This window comes from Prosthecobacter sp. SYSU 5D2 (assembly GCF_039655865.1).
In the GTDB taxonomy this organism is placed as follows: Bacteria; Verrucomicrobiota; Verrucomicrobiia; order Verrucomicrobiales; family Verrucomicrobiaceae; genus Prosthecobacter.
The window spans coordinates 202,136-216,640 of record NZ_JBBYXL010000010.1; the positions used below are offsets into that span (position 1 = coordinate 202,136).

A 14,505-nucleotide genomic window follows, 5' to 3' on the forward strand; every position below is an offset into this window, starting at 1 on the left:
CGAAATTCGAATCCGGACCGCCAGAAATCCGGAATCTAACCTCTCGATACCTTTTTAAATTCGCGCGTCAGCGTGGTCAGGGAGTCTTCGACGCCCATGCGCTCCAGGCTGCTGGCCCCGACGAAACCGTCGGCGGTGGTTTTGCTGAGGATGAATTCGACGTCTTTCGGCGTGTTGATGGGACCGCCGTGAGTGAGGGTGAAGACGTTGGGATTCACGCTTTTGGCGGCATCAATGATGTCCTGGGTGATTTTAACCGTGTGGTCCCAGCTCACCACGGCATTGGTGACGCCGATGCTGCCGCCGACTGTGGTGCCCACGTGGGCGATGATGGCATCGGCGCCGTTTTTGGCCATCTCGATGGCTTCTTCCGGTGTCGCCACATAGACGACGCTGAAGAGGTCCATCCGCGTGGCCAGGCCGACCATTTCAAATTCTTTCTGCACGCTCATGCCCGTCTCCTCCAGCACTCCCCGGAAATGGCCGTCCACGATGGTGTGGGTGGGGAAGTTGTTCACGCCGGAAAAGCCCATCTCCTTCACGCGGCCTAACCAATGCCACATGCGGCGACGGGGATCCGTGGCGTGGACGCCGCAGATGACGGGGATTTCTTTGACCACCGGGAGCACCTCGTATTCGCCGATCTCCATTGCGATGGCGTTGGCGTCTCCATAGGCCATGAGGCCGCAGGTGCTGCCATGGCCCATCATGCGGAAGCGGCCGCTGTTGTAGATGATAATAAGGTCCGCGCCGCCCTTTTCAATGAACTTGGCGCTGATGCCCGTGCCGGCGCCTGCGGCAATGATGGGCTCTCCTTTGGCCAGCGTGGCTTTGAGGCGGTCCACGACTTCCTGCTTCGTGTAGGGATTTCCGGTTCCGGTCCAGGGATTGGGCATAAAGGTGAGGGTAGCGGTTGTTTGCAATTGTTGGCGATTGTTTACAGTTGTTGTTTAAACCACTGCAAACGTGCGAAGCATCAACAATTGCAAACAACCGCAAACTTCCATTCATGCACGGTCCTTCTTCCATCCTCGAACTATCTGAAACGCACACGCTGGGAGCGGAGACGGAATCCCGTGTGGTGCGGGCCAGCGAGGCGGACCGGCGCGCCTGGCTGCGCGGGGCGCCTGTTTGCGGGACGCTAAAAACGCACCGCATCTGCCATGCGGGCGTGATGACGGCGCGGGCCCCTTACCGCGTGGTGCGCATGCACCAGAGCGGCCTGTATTTCCTGGCCTGCCTGGAGGGGGAGGGGCGGGTGCTGGTGGACGGGCGCTGGCAGAAATGCAGCGCGGGCATGGCCGTGGCGCTGCCGCCTTTCATGGTGAACGCCTTTGAGGCGGTGAAGGGGAAGGACTGGCGCTGCTGCTGGGTGCGCTACGAGCAGCAGCCGGAGCAGAAGCCCATTCTTAACAGCAGCTCCCCGCAGATGGCGGCCTTCCAGGGGCAGGCGCTTTGGAATGCCATCGAGGGGCTCATTGAAGAAGCCGGTCACGAGGCGAAGCCGGCGGCGATGTTTCACTGGGTGGAGCTGATTCAGAGCTATGTGGAGCGCTTTGCCCAGCCCTGGCAGCAGGATGACCGCCTTTGGCGCGTGTGGGAAATGGTGGCCGCCGATGTGGGGCGTGACTGGACCCTGGATGAACTGGCCTTCCAGGCTCATGTGAGTGCCGAGCACCTGCGCCGCCTGTGCCGTCGTGCGCTGGGCCGCACGCCGATGCACCACGTCACCTGGCTGCGCATGAGAAAAGCCTGCGAGCTGCTGGCCACGACGAATCTGAAGGTGGAGACCGTGGCCCACACCGTTGGGTATCAAAATCCCTTTGTTTTCAGCAATACCTTCAAAAAATGGATCGGCTGGCGGCCAAGCGAGCACCGGTCAAAAATGGCGCATTGAATCTGAGGCATTGCAGATCAGGGCGATGAAGGGGTAGGCCTCTATTTCATCAGGAAAAACGAAAGGTTCGGATTTATTTAATTCTTGATTTTTATGATAATAACCATAATTATTGGGTTGTGCCAGACGGTTTTGAGTCTGGATAAATGCCAAAGTCCTCGTTTTCGCCCCTGCCGTTACCTTTCTTCATGATGCCTCTTATCCACCAGATCCTCGCGGAAGCGGGCTGCGCCGGCAGTGCGGCGGTGCAGTCGGCGGTGGAGGAGGCGTGCTATAATCAGATGTCGTTTGTGGAGGGGGTGCTGGATTGTGAGGGGGTGCGGGAGAGAGATTTTCTGATGGCGCTGGCGCACACGCTGGCGCTGCCGTGGTGGGAGGGGGGCGGGGATGTGCCGGGGGAGCCGGGACTGCGCAGGCATCTGCCGGCGGAGATCGCGCTGCGGCACCGGCTGCTGCCGGTGTCGCTGGAGGAGCGCGGGGAGGACGGGAAGGCGCGGCTGCATGTGGCGACTTTTGATCCGCTGAATCTGGTGACGCATCAGCGGGTGGCGGCCAGCCTGAACCACCCGGTGGTGTGGCATGTGGGGCAGCGCACACGCATTGTGGAGGGGCTGCAAAAGCTTTACGGGCTGGGTGCGGACACGTTTGAAAAGATCCTGCGCGGCCGGGCGGACTGGGGCGCGGAGGAGGTGGGAGATGAGATCACGGTGCTGGACGAGCCGGAGGATGAGGAGGCGAGTGTGGTGCGGTTTGTGAACCAGATCATCCGGCGCGGGCTGGAGCAGCGGGCCACGGACATCCATGTGGAGCCGCAGCAGGACCGCCTGCGCATCCGCTACCGCATTGACGGACGGCTGGAGGAGCTGCCAGTGCCGGAGAACATCAAGAGCCTGCAATCCAGCGTGATCGCGCGGCTGAAGATCATGGCGCGGCTGGACATCGCGGAGAAGCGCCTGCCGCAGGACGGGCGCATCAACCTGGAGCTGGACGGCCTGCCGATTGACGTGCGTGTGGCGACGATCCCGAGCGTGGAGGGGGAGAGCATCTCGCTGCGGCTGCTTTCACAACAGGCGATGACGATTGGACGGCTGGGCCTAACGGAAAGCATGAAACCGCTGGTGCTGGATCTGCTGAAGCAGCCGAACGGCATTGTGCTGATCACGGGGCCGACGGGCAGCGGCAAGAGCACGACGCTGTATGCCTTCCTGAGCGAGATGAACCAGACGCACCGGCGAATTGTGACGATTGAGGATCCGGTGGAGTACAAGATGCCGGGCATGGTGCAGATCGCGGTGAAGCCGGAGATCGGTCTGACCTTTGCCACGGGGCTGCGGAGCATCCTGCGCGGGGATCCGAACGTGGTGATGGTGGGGGAAATGCGGGATCTGGAGACGACGGAGATCGCCATCCGCGCGGCGCTGACGGGGCATCTGGTGTTCAGCACGCTGCACACGAATGACGCCATCGGCGGCATCACGCGGCTGGTGGACATGGGAGTGGAGCCTTTCTTGGTGAGCAGCGCGGTGCGGGCGTTTTTTGCGCAGCGTCTGGTCAGGAAACTCTGCCCGCTGTGCAAGGCCCCGGCGGAGGTGGAGCCGGAGTATCTAAGGAGCATTGGATTTCCATTGAATTCATCAGGAAAAATTATGCGGGCGGTGGGCTGCGAGGCCTGCCGGGGCAGCGGCTACCAGGGCCGCCTGAGCATTTATGAGGCGGTGCAGATGACGGGGGGCTTGCAGCACCTGATCAACATCCGCGCGCACCCGGCGGAGTTTCATCGCCAGGCGCTGAAGGATGGTTATGTGCCGATGCGCGGGTATGGTTTTGAAAAGGTGCTCGTGGGGGAGACGACCATTGAGGAGGTGCTGAGTGTGACGGCGGTGGAGAGGGGGCCGGATGGTGGGTGAGGGGCACCGCTTTTTTTACAGGATTAACAGGATTTCATGATTAACACGATTTCAGAACGGGGAAGAATTAACCACAGATGACACAGATGAACACAGATACTCAGAAGGATGAATGCTGGATGTGGATGGGACTAACTGGAAGTTTGGAATGTTGGATGCCGAGAGCGTGCTGAAGAACCTAAAATCAAAATCCTGTTAATCGTGAAATCTTGTTAATCCTGTATGAATCACCTCCTTTGACCCCTGGCCTGACTTTGAACTTTGAACTGAGAACTTTGAACTTTGAACTGAAGAGGGACGCTGCGCGTCCAGATTTTTAAATGCGGACAGGAGTGTCCGCGCTCCGCTTTAACACCATGCCCACTTTTTCCTACAGCGCGCACAGTCCGTCCGGTGTCATCACCGGGGAGGTGGTGGCTGGGGACCGGGCGGAGGCGATGAGTTTGTTAGGCCGGCAGAGATTGCAGCCGTTTAAGCTGGAGCAGGCGGGGGGAGCGGGGCGGGAGGTCTCGGCAGCGACGGCGCGGGGCAGTGCGGCGGCGGCGATGCCGGGAGGACCGATCCGGCTGAAACTGGCGCAGGTGGTGCTGTTCACGGAGGAGCTTTCCGATCTGCTCGGCGCGGGGATTCAGCTGGAGCCGGCGCTGGCGACGATGGAAAGGCGGCGGGAGCTCTCCAGCGTGAAGACGCTGGCGACGGTGCTGCGGGCGAAGGTGCGGGACGGGATGCCGTTTTCAAAAGCGGTGGCATCGACGAGCCCCAGCTTCGGGCATCTGTTTTGCGCGCTGGCGGCGGCGGGGGAGGCGAGCGGATCGCTGCCGTCCATCCTGCGGCGGCAGGTGGTGTATCTGCGGTCGCTGGCGGCGCTGCGGGCGAAGGTGGCTTTCGCGCTGATTTATCCGGCCTTTCTGGTGACGGCGGCGGTGGCGGTGACGCTGCTGTTTGTGGTGTATTTGATCCCGAAACTGACGGAGCTGCTGGATTCCACGGGCGGCTCGCTGCCGCTGGGGGCGCTAATTATTTTGAAATTCAGCGAGGTGTTCAAGGCGACGTGGTGGATGCTTTTGCTGGGCGGGTTTGTGGTTTATCTGGCGGTGAAAGGGTGGCTGAAAAGGCCGGAATCGCAGGTGCCGTGGGCGCGGTTTTTGCTGCGGCTGCCGCTGTTTGGGAACATCCTGAAGGCGCGTTTTTATGTGCAGTTTTTGGAGACGATGTCCAATTTGTTAGGCAGCGGCCTGCCGATGGTGCAGGCGATGCAGCTCACGCATCAGGCGATCGAGAATCCGCATTTTCGCGTGGAGTTTGAAGGAGTGATGCGGCATGTGGGAGAGGGCGTGAGCCTGTCGCGCGCGCTGGATCGCAGCGGGCTGTTTCCGCCGCTGCTGCTGGACATGGTGAACGTGGGCGAGCAGACGGGCGACCTGTCCGGGGCGCTGTCGAAAGCGGCGGAGCGGTTCGACCGCGAGCTGGCGCAGAAGGTGGAAAAACTCAGCGCGATGGTGCAGCCGATGATCGTCTGCCTGATGGCGGGCATGGTGGGCATCATGGCGTATCTGATGATCACGACGATCTTCCAGACGATCTCGGGGATGAGCGGGTAGGAGAAGAAAAAGCAGAAATTTTGAAAGCAGAAAGCAGAAAGCAGAAAGAAAAAGAAGAAATTTAAAAAGTGACCCACATGAAGATAACAAATTATCAATCAAGAATCATCCATGGTAAGACCTCCGGCTTCACGCTGGTGGAGATGGTGCTGGTGCTGGGCATTGTGGCGCTGCTGGTGGGGGCGGGGATTGTGTCGCTGGTGGGGGTGCTGGATTCGGGGAAGAAGACGCGGGTGAAGGCGGACCTGAACACGCTGACGGCGGCGCTGCGCAGCTATGAGACGGACAACATGTTCCTGCCCAGCACGGAACAGGGGGTGATGGCGCTGGTGCAGAAACCTTCATCCCGCCCGGCCCCGACGAACTACACGCCGAAGCTGAAGAAGCTGCTGCTGGATCCCTGGGGGAACCCGTATCACTACAAACGCCCAGGCCAGAAGGACAAGGGCGGGTTTGATGTGTACTCGGCCGGGCCGGATGGGGTGGCGGATACGGGGGATGACATTGGGAACTGGGACCTCTAAAAAAGTAGAAAGGGGAAAGCTGAAAGCAGAAAGAGGAAGGCGATAGAAGCGCGGGGCAGGGGAGCGGTTTTTTTAGACAGGATTACAGGATTGGCAGGATTTACAGGAAGGGATTTGGATAACTAATGATGTGTTTAAAAGATAGCTTGAATTTGGATGGGCCGGGCAGGGGATTGAGATCTCCGGCGCGGGGCATTTGTTATTCGGGTTTCACTTTGATCGAGGTGTGTGTGGCGATGGCGATTGGGGTGCTGATTTTGGGGGTGGCAACGCTGAGCATGGCGGGGGTGCAGGGGGAGGCGCGGCTGAAAAAGATGGCGGCGCAGGTGGAAGCGCGGGCGCGTGGATCGCTGCTGGAGGCGGTGATGGAGCAAAGGGCAGTGCGGGTGGACCTGGCGGGCGGGCTGGGCGTGGACGGTCGCGTGCAGGTGCGGCGGGTGGGGGAGCGGGCGTTCCGGAATCCGCAGAAGGGGGAGGTGTGGGACTTTAGCCCGACGGGGGTGTGTGAGCCGGTGTCGGTAAGGGTGAGCAATGAGGCGGGGGAGATTGAGCTGGAGTTTGATCCGCTGACGGGTGTGGCGGTGAGGAAGGAGGTGCGGGTGAAGTCATGAAGATGGTTTTTTCAAAATGTGGCCTAACGAGAAGGAGGGGAAGTCTTTTGCATTTGGGTAATTGCCGGAATGTGGAGGTGAATGCGCGGGTGGGGAGTGGGCGATCCATGGGAGAGGGAGAGGAAGTGGGACGCTGCGCGTCCGGGTTTTCGATGGCGGACAGGAGTGTCCGCGCTCCTCTCTCTGTGGCTGCGCAGGGCTTTGCGCTGCTGGAGATTGTGCTCGCCATCGCATTATTTTCGATTGTGGCGGTGGGGATGACGCGGGCGCTGGACCAGATTGCGCAGACGTCGAAGCAGTCGCGGCAGGAGGCGCAGGTGCTGCGGGTGCTGGAATCGGTGCTGGCGGAGGTGGCGCATCAGCCGGCGCTGAAGGAGACGACGGTGAACTTTCCCAAAAGCGCGGACGGGGTGGATGCACGCGCGAGCATTGTGAAAGTGAAGCTCATCACGAAGGACAAGACGGAGCTGGACAGCATGTTTAAAGTGGAGGCGGAGGCGTGGCTGGAGACGGGGTTCAATCGGTCGCTGAAGAGGCGCATGGAAACGTATGTTTATTCACCGCACAGTCCGTAGCCGAAAGGCGTGGAAGGGGTTCACCCTGCTGGAGGTCATCGCCGCGCTGGCGCTGATCTCGCTCATCATTGGTGGGGTGTATGGGGTGGCGGATGGGGCGCTGAAGCTGAGTGCTTCCATGAGCCGCGCGCGGACGGCGGAGCTGCGGGTGAGCAACTTCGTGCATCAATGGCGCGACTGGTTGGAATCTGTGCCGCCCACGATCCGCCTGAGCTCGGGCCTGGAAAAGGTGAAGCGCGGTGCGGCGGGCACGCTGCTGGTGGAGGGCGGGCCGTCACCGTTCGCCTGGACGCCATCGGTGCAGCGGGCGGATGCGGTGGAGTTCGCGACGGTGAAGGGGGACAAGCCGAAGTCGTTGATGCTGCTGGTGCGCCATTTGAAGAAGCTGGAGAAACCGACGGCGCTGGATGATTACGAGGAGATCGCGGCGCTGCCGCTGCTGACGGGGCTGCGGGAGTTCAAGACATCTTTTTATGATCCGGTGGAGAAGCGCTGGTACACGAGCTGGGATGCGAAGAAGCGTGAGAAACCGCCGCTGTTTATGAAGCTGGAGTTTTCCTTTTTAGAGGATCCGCGAGAACATGAGGCGACGTTTTGGGTGGCGGATGATCTGGCGGTGCCGAGTGGGTGACAAATAATGACGAATGACGAATGATCCCGCATGCGGGAACGAATGACGGAATGGGCGTGGGGCAGGGGGGCGTTTTTTTTGACAGGATTAACAGGATTGCAGGATTAACAAGATTTCAGACGGGGAAGGATTAACCAGATGACACAGATTTACACAGATATTTAGAAGGATGAATTTTGATCAGGATTGGGACTAACTAGAAGTGTGAAATAACGGATGCAGAGAATGTGCTGAAGGCTTGAAATCAAAATCCTGTTAATCCTGAAATCTTGTTAATCCTGTATAAGAGAACCTGCCCGCACTCCTGACTTCTGAGCACTGAATACTGAATACTGAACCCCGCCCCATGATCCTCCACTCCATCACTCCCCGTCGCCAGGGCTCTGCGTTGATCGCGGTGTTCTGGATGATCGCGGTGCTGGGGCTGGTGATCTATGCGGGGGCGAAGGCGCTGGAGGCGGACTCGGCGTATGCGCGGCAGATGCGGGGGCGGACGTATGCGAAGCGGATGGCGCACATGGGACTGGAGATCGGGCGGCATCCGGGGCTGCCGTTGCATGATCCGTTGCTGCGCTACACGAGCGCTGAAGGGGGCTGGTATGAGGTCAAGATTGTGGCAGAAGAGGCGCGGCTGAACATCAATGTGCTGATGCAAATGGATGACCGGGTTTTGCTGCCGAGGCTTTTTGCCGCCTGGGGGCTGGAGCCAGACTTTGCGGCGGGACTGCGGGATGCGCTGAAGGACTGGGTGGATGCGGACTCGCACATCAGCCTGAACGGGGCGGAGTCGCGGGAGTATGAAAAGGCGGGGCTGGAGGGGATGCCTTTTAACCGGCCGTTTCAGGCGGTGGAGGAGATGCGGCTGGTGCGCGGCATGGCGGAGCTGGACGCGCTGAGGCCGGACTGGCGGGAGTGGTTCACGGTGTATGGGGACGGGCGTGTGGATGTGAATGATGCGCGCCCGGAGCTGATCGCGCTGCTGGCGAATGTGCCGATGGAAAGGGTGGGGCCGCTGCTCACACTGCGGGCCGGTTTGGACGGGATGCAGGGCACGGAGGATGATGTGAAACTGGCCTCGGTGCCGCAGGTGGCGCAGCTTTTGGGGGTGTTTCAGCCGCTCATCGTGGAGCAACTCACGCAGTGGATTCAGTTCAACGGACCGATACGGCGCATTGAAAGTAGTGGCCAGTTCGGTGATATTCGGCGTCGTTGGGTGCTCATCACTCAAAATCAGAAAGCGCTCTGGCGCGGCGAGATTCCCCCTCATGGCCTCTAAACCCCGAAAATCCACCCAAGACCTGCTGATGCCGGGCGCTGCTGGCTGGGAACGCTGGACGGCCCCGGCGGGCGGGGTGTGCACGCGGGTGGCGGAGTATGGGCCGGGCGTGGCGGGGGGGTTTGGCAAGGAAATGATGACGCGTCTGCTGGCGCTGCCTTTGGGTCATGTGTGGGTGCTGCCCGCCTGGCTGCAGGGGGCGGAGGCGCATCTGCGGGACATGGCGGCGCTGCATCTGGAGCGGCTGGGCGTGACGGTGACGGATCTGCCAAACGGCCTGCAAGTGCGGCCTGTGGCGCAGCGGGATGGCGCTTTTCTGGTGTGCATGACGGCGCTGAAGGAGGGCCATGCGCCGCTTTGGGACACGGGGCGGCTGCCGGATGAGGTGCTGCTAAGCGCGGACTGCCTGCCGCTGCCACCGGATGCGATGGTGATCTATCGCGAACTGGGCAAACTGGTGCTGGTGATCACGAACGGCAGCGAGATGGTCTATGCAAGCCCGCTTTCGTCTCATGATCTGGATGAGCATGCGCTGGGGGAGGTGAACCACCTGTGCCTGCAGCTCGGTTTTCAAGGTGTGCTGGGGCAGGTGCAAAACATCATCCTGTGGCTGGAGGAGGAGGGGAATCTGGAGCAGGTGAAAAAGGTGACGGGTCTGCCTGCGCTGCGGATACCGAGGCCTGCGCCGCTGATGCCGAAGCCGGGCCGCAGCACGCTGGTGCCGCCGGAGATCCTGAAGGCGCGCGAGCAGGCAGCACGGTCCGCGCGCACGCGGATGCTGGCGCTGACGGCGGGCTTTGCCGTGGCGGCGGCGGTGGCGGTGATGGCGGTGCTCATTGCCCTGGCCACGCAGGAGCGGGACCTGCTGCGCGAGCGCGTGGCGGAGCTGACGCCGGCGGCTTCTCAGGTGCTGGATCACAAACGCAGCTGGCTGGAGGCGGCGCCCGCCGTGGACCCGGCGCACTTCCCCATGCAGGTGCTGCTGGAGTGCCAGGTGCCGAAGGCGGCCGGGGAGGTCTCCATGACACATTTTGAATGGCAGCCAGACCAGGTGCTGCTGCGCGGGCGCACGCCATCGCCCTCGATGGCGCTGCAGTATGCGCAGGAGATCCAGGCCGTGAACGGGCTGATGTTTTACACTTGGGAGACTCCTGCGCCCACCATTGCCAGTGACAACAGCGCCACCTTTGAGCTGAAGGGAGGCGTGAAACCCTAGGCCATGAAACGGAGTGAACGCATTTTGTTAGGCCTCTTTGCCCTGCTCTTCCTCGTCATCGTGGGCGGTGGCGGGCTGGCCTTTGGCCTGCGGCATTACCAGGGCATCACGGAGGAGACGGACCGCCTGCGGGACCGCCTGGTGGAGATGAACATGGCCATCACCCAGGGGGCGGACTGGCAGCGCAAGAGCGAGTGGCTGGACGCGAATGCGCCCGCCTTTGCCTCCCGCCAGGAGGCCTCCACGCGCCTGCTGGAGGTGATCCAGCGCGAGGCGGAGAAAGCCGGTCTGACCCTGGCCGGGCGCGAGTTCATGGAGACCCAGCGGGAGATGGGGCCGGACGGCCTGCCGGTGGAGGAAGCCAGCGGTTTCTTCGATACGGCGACGGTACGCCTAACCATCAATCTGGCCAAAGAGAAGGCGTTTTTCACCTGGATGCACGCGGTGCAGCAGCCGGGCAGTTTCCTGGGCGTGACGCGCCTTTTGATGAACCCCAGCGGTAAGGACAAGACGATCAATGCCGAGGTGGAAGTGACGCAGTTTTATCGTGAGGCTCCGGTGAAGATAACGGGGATGAAAGGGGGGGAGGGATGAGGGCGCGCTCCAGAGATGAGAAAATGGGACGCTGCGCGTCCGGTTTGTTCGATGCGGACAGGAGTGTCCGCGCTCCTCTCGTTCGCTGTGCTCTGGGAACTGAGCTCAGAGCACTGCGCGATTTGCAATTCTTTTTGTTAGGCCTTGCTGCTCTGGTCACTTCCTTTCTGGCCGCCCAGGAGCCAGCACCTGCTCCTCCTCCCGTTCCATTTCCAGACCTCACGCATTATGCGCCGCTGTGGGAGAAGTCCCTTTTCACCACGCGTGATCTGCCTTCGCCGGATGCGCCTGCTGGACCCATTTTCACGGACTCGCTTTCCCTCACGGGCATCTATGAGCTGGATGGTAAAACGGTGGCCGTGCTGGTGGACAAGGCCACGTCGCTGATCTCCGAGGCGCGCTTTGACGAGGAGAACGAGGCGGGCATCAAGATCCGCAAGGTCACCCCTGGAGCCTCCATGGACAAGACGCGGGTGCAGCTGCAAAAGGGCGACCAGGCCGGCTGGGTAAGCTTTGGCGAAGTGGCCCCGGCACCCGCGCCGCCCGCGTCTGCGCTGGAGACGCGGGTGCCGCCGGGGGCTGCCGGACCGCCCCCTGGCGGGGTGACCTCTCCCCTTTTGCCCCCGCCGGCACCACCCGGAGACGTGCCGCTGCCGCCGCCGTGAAGGCTTGATTTTCAGGTTGCCAGCGCGCGGGGGAGGGTGAAAATTGTTCGTCATGTTTGAACTCGTGGAGTTTCCCCCACTCGAATGGCTGAGCGCACTGAAAGTGCTGTTTGCCCTCTGCATCGGCCACGCAGTGGCCGACTTTCCCTTGCAGGGCGAGTATCTGGCCACGGGCAAGAACCGGCGCTTTCTGATCCGGATGCAGGATCCCGCGCGCCCGCAGAGCATCTGGGTGGTGTGCATGACGGTGCACTGCCTCATCCATGCGGGGGCCGTCTGGCTCATCACCGGTTCAGCGCTGCTGGGGGCGGTGGAGTTTGTCATTCACTGGGCCATTGACGTGGCCAAGTGCGAAGGACTGACCACATTTAACCAGGACCAGGTCCTGCATGTCCTGTGCAAGATGGCCTATGTTGGCATCGCCTGGGCAGGCATGCTCTGAGGCTCTCTTCGCCGTTGCATCGGCGTGGTGGCTCGCCACAATAACGCCCCCTTTTCATCGCCATGGCCTACCTCAACGAAAATTACCTCAAGCTCAAAGCCGGATACCTGTTCCCAGAAATCGCCCGCCGGGTGAAGGCCTTTACCGAGGCCAATGCTGATGCTGCCAAGCGCCTGATCCGGTGCGGGATTGGCGATGTGACTGAGGCGCTGCCTGAGGCGGTGCGTGCCGCCATGCACCAGGCGGTGGATGAACTGGGCGACCGGAACAGCTTCCGCGGCTACGGCCCGGAGCAGGGGTATGACTTCCTGCGCAATGCCATCGCCGATAACGACTACAAGGCCCGCGGCATCCATGTGGAGGCGGATGAGATCTTCATCTCAGACGGCAGCAAGTGTGATACTGGCAACATCCTGGACATCTTCGGAGCAGGCAACAAAATCGCCATCACGGACCCGGTTTATCCTGTTTATGTGGACACCAACGTCATGGCCGGCAACACCGGCGAGGCGGATGAATCCGGTGCCTATGAGGGTCTGCATTACCTGAAGTGCACGGCTGAAAACGGCTTTGTGCCGGAGATCCCAAGCGAGCCTGTGGACTTGGTCTATCTCTGCTATCCTAACAATCCCACCGGTGCCACCGCCACCCGCGCGCAGCTTGAGGCCTGGGTGCAGTATGCCCGCGCCAACGGCACGATCATTCTTTATGATGCCGCCTATGAGGCCTTCATTCAGGACCCGGAAGTGCCGCGGAGCATCTTTGAGATCGAAGGGGCGCGCGACTGCGCCATCGAGTTCCGCAGCTTTTCCAAGAATGGCGGGTTTACCGGCGTGCGCTGCGCCATCGTGGTGATCCCGAAAGGTCTGATGGGCAAGAAGAAGGACGGAACGAAACTGGCCGTGCATCCCCTGTGGAGCCGCCGCCACAGCACCAAGTTTAACGGCGTCAGCTACATCGTCCAGCGAGGAGCCGAGGCCATCTACAGCGCCGAGGGCAAGGCCCAGGTGGCCGCCCTCATCGAGCATTACATGGGCAATGCGAAGCTGCTGGTGGAAGCCTGCCAGAATGCCGGGCTGACCGTCTTTGGCGGTGTGAACGCCCCTTATGTCTGGGTGCGCTGCCCGGAGGGCGTGACGAGCTGGCAGATGTTCGACAAGATGCTCCATGAAGCCAATGTGGTTATCACTCCTGGCAGTGGTTTCGGCAGTGCTGGCGAAGGATTCTTCCGCATCAGCGCCTTTAACAGCCGTGCCAATGTGGAGGAAGTCTGCCGCCGGATCGCGGTGCTGTAAGTGGGGGAAGCAGCGGTCTCAGAGATTGATACAAGCCACTCGGGCAGGCTTCGGTCTGCCCGAGGAGGTCGTGGAATGTCGCCGCAGTTTGAGCTTCATTGGTCATCCAGGCCTGATTTGCGCACGCTGGCCACGATTTCGAGCAGGCTTTTGGCCAGAGGGGCAGTCAAATACCAATGGACGTTTTCCAGGTAGGGACGTGATGCATACGCCTGGAGGGAGACCGTGCCAGGGCATTCTCCTGGGCCGTGCGGCAAGAACATCTGCGGTTGATTGAAGAGTACGGTTTTGATCATCTTGACCCCCCGGCCAGCATCCACAATCTGGTAAGGAACACAGTTGCCGGAGCTGCCGTTGTAGCGGTCTTCAATGTAGTTGTAATAAGGTTCCAAAATGCCATTGGGGCCGGGCGATGGCCAGTTGACTGTTTTGGGGCTGGTTTCGACAAGCTGAATGCCAATGACACAGCTTTCCGTGTCGCATATGAAGCTGAGGTATTTGAAACGGTTGCAATGGTCTTCAAATACCACCCGGCCGTCCATTGCCATGGTGGTGATATGCAGGGAATCCCGGGGGAAAGCCAGATTGGCCATGCGCATTTCGCGGTGTCTGCGGGCACCGGCAGGGAGGAGTTTCATCGCATCCCGCAGCGGCATCCGCCAGGCGATGGGCCCCCAGATTTTGTCCGGGATCGCGGGTTCGGCAGCGGCGTTCCCGCCCAGCACCGCCAGACTGTAGAACTCCAGGTTGTTCAGAAGAATCTTTCGCACATGGATGTTATGAGGCACCCAGTTTTTAGAAAGCTTCATTTGGGCAGGGTCGCCAGCTGGCGGAGCGGCAGCGGGAGAATTTGCGGCCGGTGGATTGCCCGTTACGACGGTTCTGAGCTGTCCGCGCTGGCCGGAAATGACCGTTCCTTGGCCGCCCGTTTGCGCAAATGCCATCAAATCGGGAGTGAACCTGAGATCAATGCTCTGTTGGGTGGGAAAAGTCACCCGGACGGTTTGGGGATCAAGGGATGTCCACTGGCTCACTTTTCTCTCCCTCGTCATCAAGGTGCCATCTGGCTGAAAAACGACCAAAGTTTCAAACTCGTTGCCTTTCCAAGTCCAGTAATACTGTGGAAGAGCTTGCTGAAGCTTTGTTTGTTCTTCACCGCAGGCGGTGTGGACTGTCAGCAAAGTGATCGCCAGCCATTTGCTGAAGCTTAAGAAATAAAAATATCCTACGACGAAAGGAGTAAGTTGAGTTCTTGATGGCATGCGATCATG

Annotated in this window: 16 protein-coding genes; 14 read left to right on the top strand and 2 right to left on the bottom strand. The window is 60.7% G+C overall.

The features are described 5' to 3' along the window. Nucleotides 1-35 precede the first annotated feature (35 nt). A complete protein-coding gene (locus WJU23_RS17890; protein WP_346333974.1) occupies nucleotides 36-896 on the bottom strand; it encodes a phosphoenolpyruvate hydrolase family protein in 861 nt (286 codons plus the stop codon). Between the two features lie 113 nt (nucleotides 897-1,009). Between WJU23_RS17890 and WJU23_RS17895 the strand changes: the two genes are divergently transcribed. The 13 genes from WJU23_RS17895 to WJU23_RS17955 all read left to right on the top strand — a co-directional run bounded on the left by WJU23_RS17895 (nucleotide 1,010) and on the right by WJU23_RS17955 (nucleotide 13,234). After that, nucleotides 1,010-1,897 (top strand): AraC family transcriptional regulator, encoded by an 888-nt coding sequence (locus tag WJU23_RS17895; RefSeq protein ID WP_346333975.1) that lies wholly within the window; start codon nucleotides 1,010-1,012, stop codon nucleotides 1,895-1,897. Between the two features lie 188 nt (nucleotides 1,898-2,085). Further along, the gene (locus WJU23_RS17900) at nucleotides 2,086-3,804 is read left to right on the top strand and encodes a GspE/PulE family protein (protein ID WP_346333976.1); all 1,719 of its coding nucleotides are present in this window, start codon (nucleotides 2,086-2,088) and stop codon (nucleotides 3,802-3,804) included. A 356-nt stretch (nucleotides 3,805-4,160) separates the two neighbouring features. Continuing rightward, the gene (locus tag WJU23_RS17905; RefSeq protein WP_346333977.1) at nucleotides 4,161-5,405 is read left to right on the top strand and encodes a type II secretion system F family protein; all 1,245 of its coding nucleotides are present in this window, start codon (nucleotides 4,161-4,163) and stop codon (nucleotides 5,403-5,405) included. A gap of 77 nt (nucleotides 5,406-5,482) precedes the next feature. After that, nucleotides 5,483-5,929 carry a type II secretion system major pseudopilin GspG gene (gspG, locus tag WJU23_RS17910; protein WP_346333978.1) on the top strand — a complete coding sequence of 149 codons (447 nt, stop codon included), beginning with the start codon at nucleotides 5,483-5,485 and terminating at the stop codon, nucleotides 5,927-5,929. Nucleotides 5,930-6,102: 173 nt separating this feature from the next. Beyond that, a complete protein-coding gene (locus WJU23_RS17915; RefSeq protein ID WP_346333979.1) occupies nucleotides 6,103-6,540 on the top strand; it encodes a prepilin-type N-terminal cleavage/methylation domain-containing protein in 438 nt (145 codons plus the stop codon). 152 nt (nucleotides 6,541-6,692) lie between these two features. Then, nucleotides 6,693-7,115 (top strand): prepilin-type N-terminal cleavage/methylation domain-containing protein, encoded by a 423-nt coding sequence (locus WJU23_RS17920; RefSeq protein WP_346333980.1) that lies wholly within the window; start codon nucleotides 6,693-6,695, stop codon nucleotides 7,113-7,115. Beyond that, a complete protein-coding gene (locus WJU23_RS17925; protein ID WP_346333981.1) occupies nucleotides 7,090-7,746 on the top strand; it encodes a prepilin-type N-terminal cleavage/methylation domain-containing protein in 657 nt (218 codons plus the stop codon). Before WJU23_RS17920 ends, WJU23_RS17925 begins: the two co-directional genes overlap by 26 nt. A 346-nt stretch (nucleotides 7,747-8,092) precedes the next feature. After that, nucleotides 8,093-9,022 carry a hypothetical protein gene (locus tag WJU23_RS17930; protein WP_346333982.1) on the top strand — a complete coding sequence of 310 codons (930 nt, stop codon included), beginning with the start codon at nucleotides 8,093-8,095 and terminating at the stop codon, nucleotides 9,020-9,022. Then, on the top strand, nucleotides 9,012-10,238 hold the full coding sequence (locus WJU23_RS17935) for a hypothetical protein (protein ID WP_346333983.1): 1,227 nt from the start codon (nucleotides 9,012-9,014) through the stop codon (nucleotides 10,236-10,238). Before WJU23_RS17930 ends, WJU23_RS17935 begins: the two co-directional genes overlap by 11 nt. Nucleotides 10,239-10,241: 3 nt before the next feature. Next, entirely contained in the window at nucleotides 10,242-10,832 is a 591-nt protein-coding gene (locus tag WJU23_RS17940) for a hypothetical protein (RefSeq protein WP_346333984.1), read from the top strand. Next, on the top strand, nucleotides 10,829-11,497 hold the full coding sequence (locus WJU23_RS17945; RefSeq protein WP_346333985.1) for a hypothetical protein: 669 nt from the start codon (nucleotides 10,829-10,831) through the stop codon (nucleotides 11,495-11,497). Before WJU23_RS17940 ends, WJU23_RS17945 begins: the two co-directional genes overlap by 4 nt. Nucleotides 11,498-11,549: 52 nt before the next feature. After that, nucleotides 11,550-11,939, top strand: a complete 390-nt coding sequence (locus WJU23_RS17950) for a DUF3307 domain-containing protein (RefSeq protein WP_346333986.1) — start codon at nucleotides 11,550-11,552, stop codon at nucleotides 11,937-11,939. Nucleotides 11,940-12,001: 62 nt separating this feature from the next. After that, entirely contained in the window at nucleotides 12,002-13,234 is a 1,233-nt protein-coding gene (locus tag WJU23_RS17955; protein WP_346333987.1) for an LL-diaminopimelate aminotransferase, read from the top strand. A 95-nt stretch (nucleotides 13,235-13,329) separates the two neighbouring features. Here the strand turns inward: WJU23_RS17955 and WJU23_RS17960 are convergent, their stop codons facing one another. Beyond that, complete coding sequence (locus WJU23_RS17960; RefSeq protein ID WP_346333988.1) at nucleotides 13,330-14,043, bottom strand: hypothetical protein; 714 nt, start codon at nucleotides 14,041-14,043, stop codon at nucleotides 13,330-13,332. Between the two features lie 108 nt (nucleotides 14,044-14,151). Between WJU23_RS17960 and WJU23_RS17965 the strand changes: the two genes are divergently transcribed. Beyond that, nucleotides 14,152-14,445, top strand: a complete 294-nt coding sequence (locus WJU23_RS17965) for a hypothetical protein (RefSeq protein WP_346333989.1) — start codon at nucleotides 14,152-14,154, stop codon at nucleotides 14,443-14,445. Nucleotides 14,446-14,505: the final 60 nt, after the last annotated feature.